Raw genomic sequence first — 17,042 nt, 5'->3', positions numbered from 1 at the left:
TGCATAGGATAAGTGCGTAATGGTAGATTATGGTATCAAGTTTTGGTCAAATGATGATTTTATCATTGAAGATTCTGTAGTTAAGATTAACTATAAAAATAAGCCTTCATTAATAGATATAGTTTTAGAAGCGAGGGAAAAAGGTTATCGTGGCCCCCTTCTTATAAGATTCCCCCACTTAATTAAAAATCAGATAGATAAGATATTTTCAGCCTTTAATGGCGCTATAAGGGAGTATAACTATAAGGGCAAGTTTAAGGCCGTCTTTCCTTTAAAAGTTAATCAGATGCCAAATTTCATCTTGCCTTTAGTTGAGCTAAGTGAAGATAAAGACTATGGTTTAGAGGCAGGTTCAAAGAGTGAGTTAATCATAGCTATGGCTTATACTAATAAAGGAAAGCCCATAACTGTTAATGGCTTTAAAGATAAAGAGATGATATCTTTAGGCTTTATAGCGGCTAATATGGGGCATGATATAATCTTAACTATAGAAGGCTTAAATGAGCTAGAAACGATTATAGAAGTAGCTAAAGAGATGAGTGAGCCCTATCCTGATATAGGCCTTAGGATAAGACTTCATAGCACTGGTGTTGGTCTGTGGGCAAAAAGTGGGGGTATAAACTCTAAGTTTGGACTAACTAGCACTGAGCTTTTACAAGCTATAAAGATGCTTACTAAGTCTAATCTCTTGCATAAATTTACCATGATTCACTTTCATATAGGCTCACAAATTAGCGATATATCCCCACTTAAAAAAGCTATACGTGAGTTAGGCAATATCTATGCAGGCCTAAGAAAGATGGGTGCTACTGGGTTAAAGAGCGTAAATATAGGCGGTGGACTAGCAGTTGAGTACACCCAACATGAAGGTATAAATTACAAAAACTATACTTTGCAAGAGTTTAGTGGCGATGTAGTTTTTAGCTTAAGAGAGATAGTCAAAAACAAAGGCGAGCCAGAGCCTGATATATTTATAGAATCTGGTCGCTTTGTTGCTGCTAACCATGCTGTATTAGTTGCTCCAGTTTTAGAGCTTTTTTCTCATGAGTATGATGAAAAAGCCCTAGAGTTAAAAGAAGAAAACCCTCCTTTAATAGAAGAGCTTTTAGATCTTTATAACAGCATAGTTGAAAAAAATGCTATCGAATACCTTCATGATAGCTTAGATCATATGGAATCTTTACTTACTCTTTTTGATCTAGGTTATATAGACTTACAAGATAGGTCTAACACTGAAGTTTTAGTTCATCTAATCATAAAAAAAGTTATAAAACTTTTAAAGTATAAAAATCATAATGAGATTTTAAGAATCCAAGAAAGCGTGCAAGAGCGCTACTTACTAAACTGTAGCTTTTTTCAGTCACTGCCTGATTACTGGGGGCTAGCACAAAACTTCCCAGTTATGCCGCTAAATCGGCTTAATCGCCGCCCAACGCGCGCAGCTAGCCTTTGGGATATAACTTGTGATAGTGATGGCGAGATAGCTTTTGATCCTAAAAAGCCTTTATATCTCCATGAAGTAGATGTGTCAAAAGAAGAGTACTTTTTAGGCTTTTTTCTAATTGGGGCTTATCAAGAAGTCTTAGGCATGAAGCATAATCTTTTTACGCATCCAACTGAGTTTAGTATCATCTTTGATGATGAGTTAAATAAGGGCTATGAGATAGAAAACTTGCTTGAAGCACAAAATATTTTAGATGTTTTAGATGACTTAGACTATGACACTAAAGATATAGAAAGAAGACTAAAAGCCGGTCTTGAAGAAAGTGAGTTAAGCCCTGAAGATAAAAAAGATGTTTTAGGTAAGCTTTATGTCATGCTTAGTGAAAATGGCTATTTAAAAACTATAAATCCTGAAGAAGAGTGAATATGTTAAGTGTTGTTATAATGGCTGCTGGCTTTGGCACACGTATGAAAAGCACTACTCCAAAAGTTTTGCATACGATTTGTAACAAAAGCCTTTTAGAGTACGTAATAGATGCTGCAAGAAAAGTTAGTACCGATATACATTTAGTGCTTTTTAATGAGCACGCAAAAATCAAAGACTATATAGAATCTAAATATGAAGGCTTAAATTTTCACATACAAAACCATGAAAAAACGCCCGGTACTGGTGGGGCTTTGATGGATAAAAATAAAAACTTTTTAAATGTTAGTGGAAAAAAAGTGCTTATCTTAAGTGGGGATACACCTCTTTTAGATGGAGATGAGCTTTTAAGGCTTTCTCAAAGCAACTCTGATATGAGCATAGCTTACTTTAAAACTAGCACTCCTTTTGGTTATGGTCGCATAAAGCAAGAACAAAATATCTCCATAGTTGAAGAAAAAGATGCAACTACTGAAGAAAGGGCTATAACTTTAGTAAACGCAGGACTTTACTGCTTTAAAGCTAGTGTATTAAAAGCATGTGTGCCGCTACTAAAAGATGATAATGCACAAAAAGAGTTTTACCTAACTGATGTTATTAAGCTAGCTCAAGAAAAAGGCTTTAAAGCTAGTCTTTTTGAAGTTAAAGAAGAAAATCTTTACGGAGTAAACACTAAGGCTAACCTTGCTTATGCACAGGATTTAATGCTTAAAAGTTTACGCAAAAAATGGATGGAAGTAGGCGTTATTATGAATATGCCAGAAACTATTTATATAGATTCTACAGTTAGCTTTGTTGGTGAGTGTAAGTTAGATAGCTTTGTTGCCATAAAAGGAAGTAGTGTTATAAAAAACTCTCATATAAAGCAAAATACTATAGTGCTTGATTCTACTTTAGAAGATAGTGATGTAGGTCCAAGTGCTAATATACGTCCAGGCTGTCTTATAAAATCTTCTCACATAGGCAACTTTGTAGAGTGTAAAAACGCCAAGCTTAGTGGAGTAAAAGCAGGCCATCTTAGTTACTTAGGAGACTGTGAGATAGATGAGGGAACTAATATAGGCGCAGGAGTTATTACTTGTAACTATGATGGTATAAGAAAGCATAAAACTGTGATAGGGAAAAACGTCTTTGTGGGAAGTGACACTCAACTAGTAGCACCTATAACTATCGCTGATAATGTCTTAGTAGCTGCAGGAAGCACTATAACTAAAGATGTAAAGGCTGGATGTTTAAGTATAAGCCGTATCAAACAAACTGATATAGAAAATGGCTTTTTTAAGTTTAAAGAGTTAAAAAGTAAGACTTTTTAAGGAGGCTAATGTTTTGCTATTTGATGCATTAAGCCTTTGCTATAAAGCCTCTAACTAGCCCAGCATAAGTAAAAAAAGAAAACTCTTTATATCCACATTCTTTTAAGATCTTAGTGGCTATATCTTCTTGGTCATAGCCTATCTCAAAGGCAAGATAGCCAAACCTAAAAGCACTTGCTTGTCTTATAAGTTTTACTACTAATTCATCCCCTTTTTCTCCACCAAAAAGGGCTATGTGTGGTTCGTGCAAGACTTCTATATCTAGTGGATAGTTTTTAGCTATGTAGGGAGGATTAGAGATAAGTAAGGAGTTGGTGTAGTCTTTTTTTGGATTTAAGGAATCTAAAAGATTAGATTTTATAAAAGTTAGATTAGTTGCATTTAGCACTTTAGCATTAATCCTAGCTACATCTAGGGCATCTTTACTTATATCAAGCCCTAAACCAGCATTTTTAGATTCTAAACTTAAGGTTATACTTATTATCCCACTTCCAACGCCTACTTCTACAAAGTCTAAAAAAGGTAGTTTTAAGGCATTTTCACATAGGGCTTCTGTATCACTACGCGGTATTAATACTCTTTCATCTATAAAAAACTCCCTACCATAAAAGCTAGCTTTTTTAAAGATGTACTCTAAAGGATAGCCGCTAGCTCTTTTGCAGACTAAATCAAAGAAGCTTTGTAGGTCTTTTTTGCTTAAAACTAACTCGTAATTTGTATGAAGTAAGATTCTAGATGTATCTAGCACAAAGGCTAGTAGGCTTTCAGCCTCACTTCTAGGAGATGGAATCTTAAAGCTTTGAGAGCTAGTGCTTAAGTTTTTTAAGTCTAAAAAGTCTTTTTGCTCTAGGTTAAATCTACTTAAGTCATCATGCTTTAATAAAGCCACACCCAAATCTAAGGCATAAGTTATGGATAAAGATTCTAGCAATTAGTCTTCTTCTAGGGCCTTTAGTCTTTCAACTAGTGGTGGGTGGGAGTAGTAAAAAAAGACAAAAGCTGGGTGGGAGTAAGGAAAGCTTTTATTTTCATTAACCAGTCTTATAAGGGCTTGATATAAAGAGTGTTTACTAGAAAAAGACGCTCCAAACCTATCAGCACTATACTCAGCCTTTCTAGAAAAGTAAGAGATGATAGGCATGAAAAGAAAGGTTAAAACAGGCATCAAAAGAACTAGTAAACTTAAAAAGATTCCATCATCCATAACCAAGCCAAGATGCTTTTGTAGAGGATAGATAAGATTTCCTGCTATGGCAAAAAGTATAAAAAGCATGCAGGCCATAAGGGCTATGTTTTTAAGTATATCTTTGTGTTTGAAGTGGCCTAACTCATGACCTAAGATAGCTATTATCCCCTCTGTGCTTATCTTGTTTAAAAGGGTATCAAAAAGCACTACTCTTTTACTTTTACCAAGTCCTCCAAAGTAAGCATTAAGTCTACCATCTCTTTTTGAAGCATCTATGACGTAAATCCCACTACTTTTAAAGCCTACTTTATCCATTAAGTTTTGGATTTTATCTTTTAAGGTCTCATCTTCTAAGGGTGTAAACTTATTAAACATAGGGGCAATTAGGGTTGGGTATATAAGGTTAGCTATTAAAGCTATGACAAAGAGCACTACAAAGCCTAAAAGCCACCATAACTCAAAGTACTTCATAAGCAAAAGTAGTAATATAACTATAATCCCACCTATAACTAGAAATAAGATAGAGCTTCTTAAAGTGTCTTTTAGATAGATATGTGAAGTGACGTTACTAAAACCAAAGGTTTTATCACGCCTTAACTCTAAGATAGAGAGTGGGAGGTTTATAATGGCATTAATAACAAAAAATATCATAACTAATAGCCAAGCGCTAAAAAGCGTACTTAAGTTAAGATCTGAAAGAGCATGTTCTAGTGCATTTAGACCAAAAAATATCCACACTACAAAGATAATGAAGTTAAGCACATGCTCTGTTACTTCATACTTTTGCTTAGATATGGCATAGCGTGCTGCTAACTTATAGTCATCTGCTTCTAGGATGATAGGAGGTTTTGTAGACTTAAGTCTTACATATCTAATCTGAAGTAGGCTTAAAGTTATGCGAGGCAAGGTATATAAAACTAAATATGCTAAAACTAACCAGCCCATTTTTATCCTTAGAGAAATTTTACATTTTGCGTTGCTACTCTAGTATAGAAAAGTCAAAATAGAGTTAATTATACATTGCCATAGCGACTTTAAACTAAACTGCACCTTCTTAGACTTAAAGCTTTGTAAGTAAGAGGGTTGGCGTTTTACATTAATGCTGTATTTGATAAAATACAAAAACTAAGTGCTTGATAAAAGGCACTAACTTGAAAATAAGGCACTATCCTCATGGAATCTAATATTTCTTTCACAGAGATCTCGCTAAAAAGCAAAGACTTAATTAAATCATATTTAGCAAAAGAAGACTTTTTAATATCAGATATAACTTTTGGGAATCTTTTCATATGGCGTCATGCTAGAAAGATAGAGTATGCAGTTATAAATGAGTGTTTAGTTATTAAAACAACCTATGAAGGAAAGAATCCTTTCATATTTTTCCCTATAGGGGATGGCGATAAAAAGCAAGCCTTGCTAAGCTTAAAAAGCTACTTTGAAGAAAGAAAAGAAAGCTTAGAGCTTCATAGTGTTGAGGTTAAAAACCTAGAGCTTTTAAAAGAACTTTTTCCTAGTGCTAGTGCTACTTTAAATAGAGATAGGAGTGATTACTTATACATAACTAAAGAGCTTATAGAGCTAAAAGGAAGAAAGTTTCATAAAAAGAAAAACCACTTTAATCGCTTTTTAGAAGAACATGCTGGCTTTGTCTATGAGCCTATGAGTGAGGCTAACTTAGAAGAGCTTATAGAGCTTCAAACTAAGTGGCATGAAACTAATGATGATCCAAATGACTTAGGGCTTCACTTTGAACATATCGGGATAATAGATGTGTTTAAAAACTTCTCTAAGCTTTCTCTTGAAGGTGGCCTTATAAGATGCACTGGCAATGTAATGGCTTTTAGTTTTGGTGAAGCAGCAACTAATGAAATGTGTGTTATACATATAGAAAAAGCAGATATATCTTATCGTGGGGCTTATCAGGCTATAAACCAACAGCTACTAAGCCACGCTTTTAGTGATATCCTTTATGCTAATAGGGAAGAAGATTTAGGCATAGAAGGTCTAAGAAAGGCAAAACTTAGCTACAACCCAACTATGATAGTTGATAAGTATGAGGTTAAAGTATGAAGTACTGCAAGCAAAATGGAAACATGCTTACACCTATACTAGTTTTTAAAAAGCTAGAAGCTAAGATCTTATTAGAAAGTGCTTCACTTCATATGGGCAAGGGGCGTTTTTCTATCATAGTAAAAGATATAGCTTTTAAGCTTATTTTAGAAGATGAAAAGACTTATTTAAAAGTGGATTGCAAGTCTTATCCTATGGATAAGATAAAAACTATAAAAGATGTGGATGAAACACATGCTGCGTTATTTACTAGCATCTTAAAACATAAACAAACTATATTAGAACACAAAAAAGCTAAAAGCCTCTCTCAAAAGAATCTACTTTTAAAAGAACACGCGGACTTAGATTTTTTAGACTATGTAGAGTTGCTTTCTATAGTTTTAAAAGAAGATAGCTCGCCTAAAACTAGACAAGAAGTAGATGAGCTTGAAAGTTTACCTTTGCCACTTGGAGGTTTAGGCTACTTAGGTTATGAGTTTTTTTCTCAAGTAGAAGAGATGAAGTTTAATAAAGCAGGCCTTTATGAAGCACCAACTTGTCAGTTTGTCTATGGCAAGGAGTATGTGATATTTGATCATTTATATGATGAGCTTTATCTTATAACTACTAAGTACTCACAAACTAGCCTAGAAGATTTAAAAGCTCTTTTAGATAAGCCTTATATCTCTAAAGATGAGCTTAAAGTGCACTCTAGCATAGTAAGCAAGGATAACAAAAAAGAGTACATGGATGGTGTAGAAGCTATTAAAAAAGAGATATATAAGGGGACATTTTTACAGTGTGTTTTAAGTAGAAGCATAAGTATAAAAAGTAATCTTGCTCCTTTTAGCATGTATGAAAGACTAAGGCGAAGTAACCCAAGCCCTTATATGTACTATCTTGATATGGATGATGTAACTATCATAGGAGCAAGTCCAGAAGTCATGCTTAAGTGTGATGGCAAGGTGCTTATACTTAGACCAATAGCTGGTAGTGCTAAAAGAGGGGCTAACTTAGAAGAAGATAAGCAAAACGAACTTGAACTACTAGCTGATAAAAAAGAAAGCGCTGAACACTTGATGCTAGTTGACCTAGGGCGTAATGATGTTGGAAGAGTAGCAAGCTCTGTTAAGATGAATGCTTTTAGGGTGATAGAAAAGTACTCTAAGATCATGCACATAGTAAGTGAAGTAAGTGGGGTTTTAAGAGAGGGTATAACTTCAAAAGATGCACTTAAAGCTAGTTTTCCAGCAGGTACTGTAAGTGGAGCACCAAAGATAGAAGCTATAAAGTTTTTAGAAAGAATTGAACCTCATGCAAGAAAGATTTACGCTGGAGCTATAGGATATTTTAAAAGTAATGATGACTTAGATAGTGCTATAGCTTTAAGAACAGCAGTTTATAAAGATGGAATCTACTACTTGCAAGCAGGAGCTGGTATAGTTATGGATAGTGACCCTTTAAAAGAGTATATTGAGACTAATACTAAGCTAGGGGCCTTGCTTCATGCTTTAGAAGTTGAGATCTAAGTTTTTAGTTTTTATTTTAAAGATATGGGGTTTTATTTTTAAGCCTAGTACTTGCATTATTATGCGTCATAATTTAGGACTAACTAAGTTATGGCTCATAGATAAAAAAATTTTTATTCATATATTTTTGCTTTAAAACGTGGCGCTAAAAAAGCAAAACTTTATTAGCGATTATAAAAGTTTTAAGGCTTAAAACTTGAAGTTAACTCCTAGTCCTAGTTGCATTAGTGGGTAAGAAGTTAGATCTATGTTTTGTCTTGCTACTGTAAAAGTTTGATTATTAGCAGTGATACTAGTTTTATCTGGTGTTACATGGAAGTCATTATAATCTACGTTGATAGTTTTGAAAAAGAGTTCTAACTCTAGCCATTTTAAAGGTGCATAAGTCATACCAACTATAGCCCCACCAGCAAAGTAGTCATTACCATTAACTCTGATGTTTGAGATATTAGAGATATTAGCATTTGCATTGTTACGTAAAATCGCGCCTTTATTGCCTATCTCTAAATTTAGATAGCCTGCATGCAAGCCAGCAAAGACACCAAAGTTTTCTAGAAACTCATATTTATAATCCACATTTATAGCAAGATAGTTCATCCTAAGATTCCCTAACCTATAAACGCCATTAGCATAGTTTCTATCATAGCTTAGATTAACCCTCATAAGATGTTTTGTTCCATGTACTGCAAACTCATATCCTACTTTTGCCCCAAAACCAAAGTTTCCTAAGGTACCGCTAGTATCAAAGTCATCATGATCTACGCTATTATTGCTATTACTTACTTTATACTCACTATCTATACTACTTAAACCACCAGTTCCCCTAAGACCAACTATAAAGTTATTAGCACTAAGAGTAGTGCCAAGTGTGGCACCTACAACCAAAGAGCAAGCTATGAATCCTAAAACTTTGTTTGTTCTCATCTTATTTCCCTTATAATTACACTTTCTAAAAAAAACAGGTCAGATTATATCTTGCAAAGGATTATGGCATAAGATTAAGGAGAAGATTCTATGCAGCTAAAGAGCATAAGAATTATACTAGTAGCCTATATAGGTATCATCTTAGTAGGTGCGATTATCCTTACCTTACCAGGCATGCATAATGGCCCTTTAAACTTCACAGATGCCTTATTTACGAGTGTAAGTGCTTTAACTTGTACAGGGATAATAGTAAAAGACACAGCCCTAGACTTTAGCGTTGGTGGTCAGGTGACTATTTTAGTGTTAATACAAATAGGCGGCTTTGGTTATATGAGTGCTTTAGGACTTTTGTATCTTTTTGTAAGAAAAAAACTAAGCAACTCTGAAAAAAACCTTATAAAAGAAAACATTAACTATTCCACACTTGATGGTCTAGGCAAAGTTATGATAAGAACTATCATCTTTGTTTTAAGCGTAGAAGTTATAGCAGCTATCATCTTAAGTATACGTTTTAGTATGTATAAAAATATAAGCATAGGAGAAGGCATCTATGCTGGAATCTTCCATGCAATAAGTGCTTTTAACAACGCTGGTTTTTCTATCTTTAGTACTAACCTTGCAGCCTTTAGGGGTGATCTAACCATAAACTTAGTTATATGTCTTTTAATCATAATAGGAGGGCTAGGTTATGTATGCATGCTAGAGCTTAATAACTTCTGCCTTCATAAGATAAAGGCCTTTTTTACAAGACGCTACATACATATAAGGATGAGTTTAAATACTAAAGTCATCCTTTTAGTAACTGCTATTTTGTTAGTAGGTGGGACTTTGATAGTGCTCTTTTTTGAGTGGAACAACCCAGATATTATGAATATGAAAGGGATTAGCAACTACGAAAAGATACTAAGTGCATTTTTTGCTTCAGTAAATTATCGAACCGCTGGATTTAATACATTTGATCTAAGCCATCTAACTGATGCGGATATGTTTTTTTCAACCTTCCTTATGAACATAGGTGGCTCTCCTGGTGGTACAGCTAGTGGTATAAAGGTTACAACCTTAGCTGTGCTTATAGCCTACTCTTATTCCATCATAACTAATCAAAAACAAACTAAGCTTTTTAACCGCGCCATACCGCAAGAAGTTATATCTAAGTCCATAACTGTTTTTATCATAGCTTCAACTTATATCTTTGTAGCTACTTTCTTGCTAACCTTAACACAAAAGCATGTGGCTTTGCTTCCTATACTCTATGAAGTAGGCAGTGCTTTTGCTACAGTTGGCGTATCTGTTGGTAATGGAGGCACAGTTAGTCTAAGTGCTAATTTTAATGAGATAGGCAGGATAATAATCATGCTTTTAATGCTAGGTGGTAAGGTTGGAATCTTAAGTTTTACTCTTATATTTTCAGGCACATCTAAGTCTGCAGAGACTAAATACGTAGAAGAGCAAATATCAATCTAAGGAAAAGTTATGGATAAAATTTATGGAGTTATAGGTTTAGGTAAGTTTGGATTCCATCTTGCAAAAGGCCTAGTTGATAATAATGAAAATGTGATCCTTTGTGATAGTAAAGAAACCCCTTTTCAAGAATTAAAAGATAGAGTTGAGCAAATCTATGTTTTAGATTCCACAGATAAGAGGGCCTTGAAAGAAGCAGGTATAGCTGAGCTTGATGTAGTTATAGTTAGCATAGGAGAAAATATAGAAGCAAGCATCCTAACAGTTATGGCTTTAAAAGAGCTAAAAAACAAGAGGATAATAGCCAAAGCAGTTAGTGCAACACATGGGGCTATACTAGAAAAACTAGGCGTTGATGAGGTAGTTTACCCAGAAAGACAAGCGGCTTTTAGGCTTTTAAGCGAGCTTACTAAAGCTAAGCTTGACACTATAGATCTAAGTGCTAATATGAAGTCTTGTAAGACTATAGCAAACTCATATTTTGCAAAAAGAAGTATAAAATCTATAGCTAATGAAGATGGAATCAAAATAGTTGCTATAAAAAGGGATGAAGAGTGGAATCTAGACTTTAATGATGACTTTTTAGTGCAAAAAAATGACATCTTACTCTTTTTGGGAACTAATCTAGCCATAGAAGAGATAAGCAAAAAGATAGAAGATTAATAGGAGGCTAGGGCACTTTTTAGATTCTATCTAGGCTTTTTTTGGAAGGATTTATAGGCTTTTTTAAGGTTTTAGAGGTATTTTCTAACTAGCATCTTACTAGTTTTAGGGCTTTTAGTGATTTAGTGGTTAAAAATGGCGTAAAATTCTTGACTTACTAAAAAAAAAGTTCTATAATTTGACTTCGTTTTTAAATAAATGACCCGTTAGCTCAGCTGGTAGAGCAATTCCCTTTTAAGGAATGGGCCGTTGGTTCGAATCCAACACGGGTCACCATAATTAAATGAATTTAAACACTAATCTGGCCCCTTCATCTAGTGGTTAGGATATCGCCCTTTCACGGCGAGTACAGGGGTTCAAGTCCCCTAGGGGTCACCACTTATTTTTTAAGATGTTCTTTTTTGGTCGCTTAGCTCAGTTGGTAGAGCGCTACCCTTACAAGGTAGATGTCACAAGTTCGAGTCTTGTAGCGACCACCATTTTTTATATATAACTTTGCGGAGTGGTAGTTCAGTTGGTTAGAATACCTGCCTGTCACGCAGGGGGTCGCGGGTTCGAGCCCCGTCCATTCCGCCAGCTACGTTTTACTTTTTTTTACAAGATTATCCCCTAACTACATTTTATTGTTCTTAATAATGGCAAGATCATAAAGCTTTATGATGTTAGCTATATATCGTCTTTAAAATATAAGCTTTTTATAAAAGCTAGTAAAGTTTGGCTAGGATTTATTAAAGCGTTAAGACTAGTTTTAAGCACGCTTTAATTTGCCTCCTTACAAAAAGACCCATTAAAAAAATCTAAACTTTATTTTCATCATTATCTAATCTTGATTTAATGCTTATAACATTAATATTTCAAAAGCCAAATCAGCATTAAACAGGAGCTTTACCATGCCACCACTTGATCTTGGATTAGTTATATTTTTGTTAATAGTAGTCATAGTTGGTTTAGGTGGTTTTTTATACTACGCCTTCAAAAGTCAATAATGCATGTTAGTTCATATCTGCTGTAGTGTGGATAGTCATTTTTACTTACAAGAGTTAAAAAAGATCTATCCTAATGAAAACCTAAGTGCCTTTTTTTATAATCCAAACATACATCCAAAAGCCGAACATGACTTAAGATTAGAAGATGTTAGAAGAAGCTGTCTTAAGCTTAATGTACCTTTACTAGAAGATATCTTTTATGAAGATACATCTTGGTTAAAGCAAGCTAATGGACTAGAAAGTGAGCCTGAAAAAGGCACTAGATGTAGTATGTGTTTTGATATGAGACTAGAAAAGACTGCCTTAAAGGCTAAAGAGCTTGGCATGTCTAAGTTTACTACCACGCTTTTAAGCTCCCCTATGAAGAAGCAAACTGAGCTTTACATGCTTGGAGATATAGTAGCTAGAAGACATGACTTAGAGTTTATAAAAGTAGATGTTAGAAAAGATGGTGGCACTCAAAGACAAAGCGAACTAGCCAAAAAAGATAGGCTTTACTCTCAAAACTACTGTGGTTGCATACACGCTTTAAGTGCTCAAAGAAATAAGCAAGCAAGAGTGCCTTTAGAACTCCTTATGCCACTTAGTAAACAAGTTTTGCCTGCTAGTATAGAAGATAGAAGTCTTACTTTTAAAAAGCGCGATAGTTTAGAATCTAAAGGCAAGGGCTATATCTTACGGTCTAAAAAGATGCTAGTTTGGAGGCTAATAAGTGCTAGTGTAAAGCTAGTAGCTCCTAATGACACAAAAGTTTTAAACTCTTATATCTTGCTTAACTCAGATTCTAAAAGTAAGGCTAAAAGTGGAAATATCATCTATATAAAACCACGTTTTATAACAGAGTTTTTAAAGGTTAATTACCCAGAAAAACTTGAGCACTACTTAAAAGATGAAAGTTTAAGTATAGGCTACTCAAAGAGGGATGACTTTATATTTTTAAGTCTTAAGATGCTTAATCTACTAAGTGCTAAAAATTTTAAGAGTATAAAGGATATAGATTTAAGTTATGAAGAAGAACTTAAGTTAAGAGGGCTCTTAGGTGGGGCAGATAGTATTAATGCCATCATTATTTTAGATACCATAATCCCTCACAGTTTGCTAGTAGATATATACTCTATTAGACAGATTGAAAGTGTATATGAAGTCATAGAGGAGCATGGATGAAGTTTTTAGATGGAATCTTAAAAATACTTAAGATAGTTTTTTGGATAGTTTTAATAATCATAGTGATAGTTATACTAGTTAGCATAACTCATACTAAGTCTAATCCAACACCTAATCTAGCCAAGCTAGAACTAAAGTCTATGATAATAAATAGCGATGATATGCAAAGACAGATAGATCGCATCAAAGAAAACCCAAGTATTAAAGGCGTGCTTTTAGAAGTTAACTCACCAGGTGGGACTATGAGTGGGAGTATAGAGATAGCAGACTTATTAAGAGAGCTACACTTACCTATAGTTGCTTATGATGCTGGTGTTATGGCTAGTGGAAGCTACTATGCAAGCATATACTCAGACTATATAGTTGCTAATAGAGGCGCACTAGTAGGAAGCATAGGAGTGATATTTGAAGGTTTTGATATAGAAAACCTACTTGCTAAGCTAGGCATACAGTCTCAAACCTTGCAAGCTGGCGAGTATAAAAGTGCTGGTACTTTTACTAGACAGTGGACTAAGGAAGAAAAAGACTATCTTCAAAACTTAGTCAACAAGCAGTATGATCTTTTTGTTAGCGACGTAAGACAAAGACGCCATCTAAAAGATACCTCAAGTACTGTTTTTGCTGAAGGCAAAGTTTTTACTGCTAAGCAGGCTAAAGAGCTAGGTCTTATAGATGAAGTAGGAAGCAAAGAAGATGCTATTAAAAAGCTACTAGAGCTTATAAAAGATAAAAATCCAAAAGATGCTATAACTAAGCCTGTGTGGTTAGAAAAGCCAAAAGTTGAAAACTTTAGAGATATACTCATAAACAACGTTAGCTCAAAAGTTTTAAGCACTATAAGCTCTAAGGTTTGGATGTGATACTAAAAGTAAGCACAGAAGATGCAAAAGGGCTAGTAGCAAAAGTCTCTCACATACTTTATGAAAGAGACTTAAACATAGAACAAAATAGTGAGTTTGTTGATAAAAGTGAAAATAGATTCTATATGAGGACTGAGTTTAGCGGGGGTAATGTCTTAGGCTTGCTAGAAGACTTGCAAGCTACCTTACCAAAGAATGCAGAAATATCTCTTTTAGAATCTAGAAAAAAGGACATAGTAGTTTTTTGCACCAAAGAAAACCACTGTCTTGGAGACTTGCTTTTAAAGCATCATAGTAGTGAGTTAAATGCAAATATTAAAGCAGTCATTAGCAATCATGAGAACTTAAGAGAGCTAGTAGGAAAGTTTAATGTACCTTATTTTTATATACCTGCAAATGAAAACCTGCCTAAAGAAGAGAGGATAAAAAGCCAAGAAGAAGCAATCTTTAGTCTACTTGCAAAATATAGCTTTGATTATATAGTCTTAGCTAAATATATGAGAATCTTAAGTGATAGCTTTTGTGAAAGATTTCCTAATAAGATAATAAACATACACCATAGTTTCTTACCAGCCTTCATAGGCGCTAACCCTTATAAGCAAGCCTTTGAAAGAGGAGTTAAAATCATAGGGGCTACGGCGCACTTTGCAACACCTGATTTAGACTGTGGGCCTATCATCTCTCAAGATATCATCAATATAGATCATACCTACACTTGGCAGATGCTTCAAAGGGCTGGGAAAAATATAGAGCGCTCAACCCTAGCACGCGCCCTTGATCTGGTCTTTGATGATAGGGTTTTTATATATAAAAATAAAACTGTGATATTTTGATTAGATAGATTGTTTTTAACGGATAGCTATCTATACACACTGAAGTTTCAATAATCATAATTTTTTAAGCCGAAGGCATTCTCGCCCGTTTTGTGGTGTAAAAATCACGAGAAAAGTGAGCAGTAGTGCGAACGCGTGATTTTTACTAGAAACGGATATAGCGAGGCCCTCCCCTTGATTGCCGAAAAAGTACCTTTTTCGGGGTTAAGGGGAGCGGGGAGGGGTTAAACCCCTTTTTGGTTAAAAGAAAAACATATAGGTAAGAAAAAGTAGAAAAAGAAAGTGTTGGAATATATAGCTGGTCAATAGTGTTTGGCTCACGCCAAAAAAAGACATTCCTTAAAAGAAAGCCCTAGTTGCTTACGCAACTAAACCTGTTTCAAGGAAGCTTACGCTTTCGTAGGCTTTGCGGGAGTGAGGAGGGGGTAAACCCCTTTTTTGTTAAGGAAAACACATAAATAATAAATCCATATTAAAAAGAAACTGTTGGAATAACGATTTAGTTAATACTGTAAAGAAAATGAAACTGCCTATATAAAAAGCATGGTAATTTGATATCTTTAAAGCCTTTTGCTTTATAGTTTTAGAATCTACTTTTTATAAAACCCATATTTTTATTTAATAAAAAAAAGAAGATTGCACCCCCTAGCTATTTGACAGCATATTTAAATACAAACGCATGTATGCTCACTCTTAATGTATGGTGGCATGAAGGACCTAAGATTTTATAAAACTAGTAAAACCTTTTAATCTTGATGTGTGTTTACAAAAAAAAAAAAAAAGATTATACTTTTAGTCTAGTTGTCATCAGCCACCGTCTTTTAAAGCTTCATTTAGTTCATACTTTCTGGCTTTATATTCATTATTAACCAAAAATCCACTAATTGCAAGAAGGTGTTATGAGGAAGTCCATCAGTCTGAAAGTTGGCATAATTGCAGCCATAGTGACAATAATAGTCATAGCCATCCTTTCTACTATAATCATAGAAACAGCAAAAAGTGCTTTAAAAGATCAGATAAATTCAACCTTAGAACATACATCCATAGAAGTTGGAAGAACAGCAGAAAGTCAGATAGCTCAAGTTAGAGTAAGCACAGCACTTATTGCTTATAAATTAAACTTACTCTTAAGTAAGAGCTCTGAGCTAAGTGCTACTACACTAAAATATGAACTTAGCTCTATGCTTAGTGGTACAAAGTTTGGGATAGCTTCATCTTTGTATCTAAAAGATACTAAAGTAGATGATGCTAACTATGAGCTAAATGGTGATGTTTTGATGAGTGTTGCACAAAGTGGTGCTTCTTTAGATTTTTTAGATTCTAGGGCGTCTAAAGTTGTACTTGATAAGTCTCCAACCATACAAAAAGCTATAGATACTAGATATCCTTCTATAGGCTCTCCTGTTAATATAAATATTAATGGTAAAGATTACTACAGTCTTGTTATGGCCTTCCCTTTAATGAAAGATGGCAAGGTCATAGGTGCTTTATCACAACGCATGGATCTTGATTATCTAAATAGCATTGTTGATGATAACACTAATGATAAGTGGCCAAATATCTACCGTTTGATCGTAAATCCAAATGGGATAGTAGTAGTAGGTAACTTCCCTAACTCTAATGGTAAAGTTTTTGGGAATCTTATAAATGATCCAGACTTTAAAGTCATAGCAGCAAAAACTGCCAGGGGAGAAAACTTTATAAGTGATGTTTATCTCTCAGATAGAAAAGCCTATGCACTTATAGCAAGTCACTCTTTCCCACTTACTGGGTTTAATACAAACTGGTCAACTTATGTTTCAGTGGCTGCCCCAACTGCCCTGCAGTCTATAACTAACCTTGTATGGGTAGCAACTATCACTGCCATCATAGCAATAATCATCATAGTAGTTTTCTTTTACTTCTATATAGATAAAGCCTTCATAAAAAGAGTAAGAAATATACAAGCTACTCTAATAGATACCTTTGCAGTTATAAACCATGAAAAAGCTATAAACATACCTAAACTAGATACTAGATCTAAAGATGAACTAGGAGTTATATCTAATGTTATTAATATAGCTATGGATAAAACTAAAACCTCTTTATCCAAAGACAGTGAAGCTGTAAGTGAAGCATTAAATGTAGCTAAGACTATAGAAGAAGGTAACTTAAGTGTGAGAATACTTAAGTTACCTTCTAATCCTCAATTAATTGAACTAAGAGAT

13 protein-coding genes and 4 tRNA genes are annotated in these 17,042 nt (G+C 34.4%); 14 read left to right on the top strand and 3 right to left on the bottom strand.

The window, feature by feature from the left end; translation table 11 throughout:
* The first annotated feature begins 19 nt into the window (after positions 1-19).
* The gene (gene speA / locus BKH43_RS06335; RefSeq protein ID WP_095229751.1) at positions 20-1,867 is read left to right on the top strand and encodes an arginine decarboxylase; all 1,848 of its coding nucleotides are present in this window, start codon (positions 20-22) and stop codon (positions 1,865-1,867) included.
* Between the two features lie 2 nt (positions 1,868-1,869).
* Positions 1,870-3,180 carry a bifunctional UDP-N-acetylglucosamine diphosphorylase/glucosamine-1-phosphate N-acetyltransferase GlmU gene (gene glmU / locus BKH43_RS06330; protein WP_095229749.1) on the top strand — a complete coding sequence of 437 codons (1,311 nt, stop codon included), beginning with the start codon at positions 1,870-1,872 and terminating at the stop codon, positions 3,178-3,180.
* 28 nt (positions 3,181-3,208) lie between these two features.
* Here glmU and BKH43_RS06325 read toward each other — a convergent pair whose 3' ends face one another.
* Together BKH43_RS06325 and BKH43_RS06320 are read right to left on the bottom strand one after the other, a co-directional pair.
* The gene (locus BKH43_RS06325; protein ID WP_095229747.1) at positions 3,209-4,111 is read right to left on the bottom strand and encodes a HemK/PrmC family methyltransferase; all 903 of its coding nucleotides are present in this window, start codon (positions 4,109-4,111) and stop codon (positions 3,209-3,211) included.
* Positions 4,112-5,311: a M48 family metallopeptidase gene (locus tag BKH43_RS06320; RefSeq protein ID WP_095229745.1), complete on the bottom strand. Its 1,200-nt coding sequence runs from the start codon at positions 5,309-5,311 to the stop codon at positions 4,112-4,114.
* A gap of 228 nt (positions 5,312-5,539) precedes the next feature.
* Here BKH43_RS06320 and BKH43_RS06315 point away from each other — a divergent pair, with 228 nt between their 5' ends.
* Positions 5,540-6,436, top strand: coding sequence for a phosphatidylglycerol lysyltransferase domain-containing protein (locus BKH43_RS06315; RefSeq protein ID WP_095229743.1), 897 nt, complete (start codon positions 5,540-5,542; stop codon positions 6,434-6,436).
* The gene (locus tag BKH43_RS06310) at positions 6,433-7,944 is read left to right on the top strand and encodes an anthranilate synthase component I family protein (RefSeq protein ID WP_095229741.1); all 1,512 of its coding nucleotides are present in this window, start codon (positions 6,433-6,435) and stop codon (positions 7,942-7,944) included. The genes BKH43_RS06315 and BKH43_RS06310 overlap by 4 nt, the downstream gene beginning before the upstream one ends.
* 189 nt (positions 7,945-8,133) lie before the next feature.
* On the opposite strand, the gene BKH43_RS06305 is transcribed toward BKH43_RS06310, so the two are convergent.
* Complete coding sequence (locus BKH43_RS06305; RefSeq protein ID WP_095229739.1) at positions 8,134-8,868, bottom strand: hypothetical protein; 735 nt, start codon at positions 8,866-8,868, stop codon at positions 8,134-8,136.
* A 90-nt stretch (positions 8,869-8,958) separates the two neighbouring features.
* Between BKH43_RS06305 and BKH43_RS06300 the strand changes: the two genes are divergently transcribed.
* The 10 genes from BKH43_RS06300 to BKH43_RS06255 form a co-directional block, all read left to right on the top strand.
* Positions 8,959-10,332 carry a potassium transporter TrkG gene (locus BKH43_RS06300; protein ID WP_095229737.1) on the top strand — a complete coding sequence of 458 codons (1,374 nt, stop codon included), beginning with the start codon at positions 8,959-8,961 and terminating at the stop codon, positions 10,330-10,332.
* A gap of 9 nt (positions 10,333-10,341) precedes the next feature.
* Positions 10,342-10,992, top strand: a complete 651-nt coding sequence (locus BKH43_RS06295; RefSeq protein ID WP_095229735.1) for a TrkA family potassium uptake protein — start codon at positions 10,342-10,344, stop codon at positions 10,990-10,992.
* Between the two features lie 200 nt (positions 10,993-11,192).
* Positions 11,193-11,268, top strand: a tRNA-Lys gene (locus BKH43_RS06290).
* 27 nt (positions 11,269-11,295) lie between these two features.
* A tRNA-Glu gene (locus BKH43_RS06285) sits at positions 11,296-11,370 on the top strand.
* A gap of 25 nt (positions 11,371-11,395) precedes the next feature.
* Positions 11,396-11,471 (top strand) — tRNA-Val (locus BKH43_RS06280).
* A gap of 20 nt (positions 11,472-11,491) precedes the next feature.
* Positions 11,492-11,568: transfer RNA gene (locus tag BKH43_RS06275), tRNA-Asp, on the top strand.
* A gap of 413 nt (positions 11,569-11,981) precedes the next feature.
* Positions 11,982-13,142, top strand: a complete 1,161-nt coding sequence (locus BKH43_RS06270; RefSeq protein ID WP_095229734.1) for an epoxyqueuosine reductase QueH — start codon at positions 11,982-11,984, stop codon at positions 13,140-13,142.
* Positions 13,139-14,002, top strand: a complete 864-nt coding sequence (gene sppA, locus BKH43_RS06265) for a signal peptide peptidase SppA (RefSeq protein ID WP_095229732.1) — start codon at positions 13,139-13,141, stop codon at positions 14,000-14,002. The genes BKH43_RS06270 and sppA overlap by 4 nt, the downstream gene beginning before the upstream one ends.
* Entirely contained in the window at positions 13,993-14,835 is an 843-nt protein-coding gene (gene purU / locus BKH43_RS06260) for a formyltetrahydrofolate deformylase (protein ID WP_095229730.1), read from the top strand. Before sppA ends, purU begins: the two co-directional genes overlap by 10 nt.
* Before the next feature lie 899 nt (positions 14,836-15,734).
* A partial coding sequence (locus BKH43_RS06255; RefSeq protein WP_143429043.1) for a cache domain-containing protein occupies positions 15,735-17,042 on the top strand: 1,308 nt, incomplete at its 3' end.

The organism is Helicobacter sp. 13S00401-1 (assembly GCF_002272925.1).
Lineage (GTDB): Bacteria > Campylobacterota > Campylobacteria > Campylobacterales > Helicobacteraceae > Helicobacter_I.
Note: the sequence above shows the minus strand (reverse complement) of the source record. Positions and strands in the feature narration are given on the sequence as shown.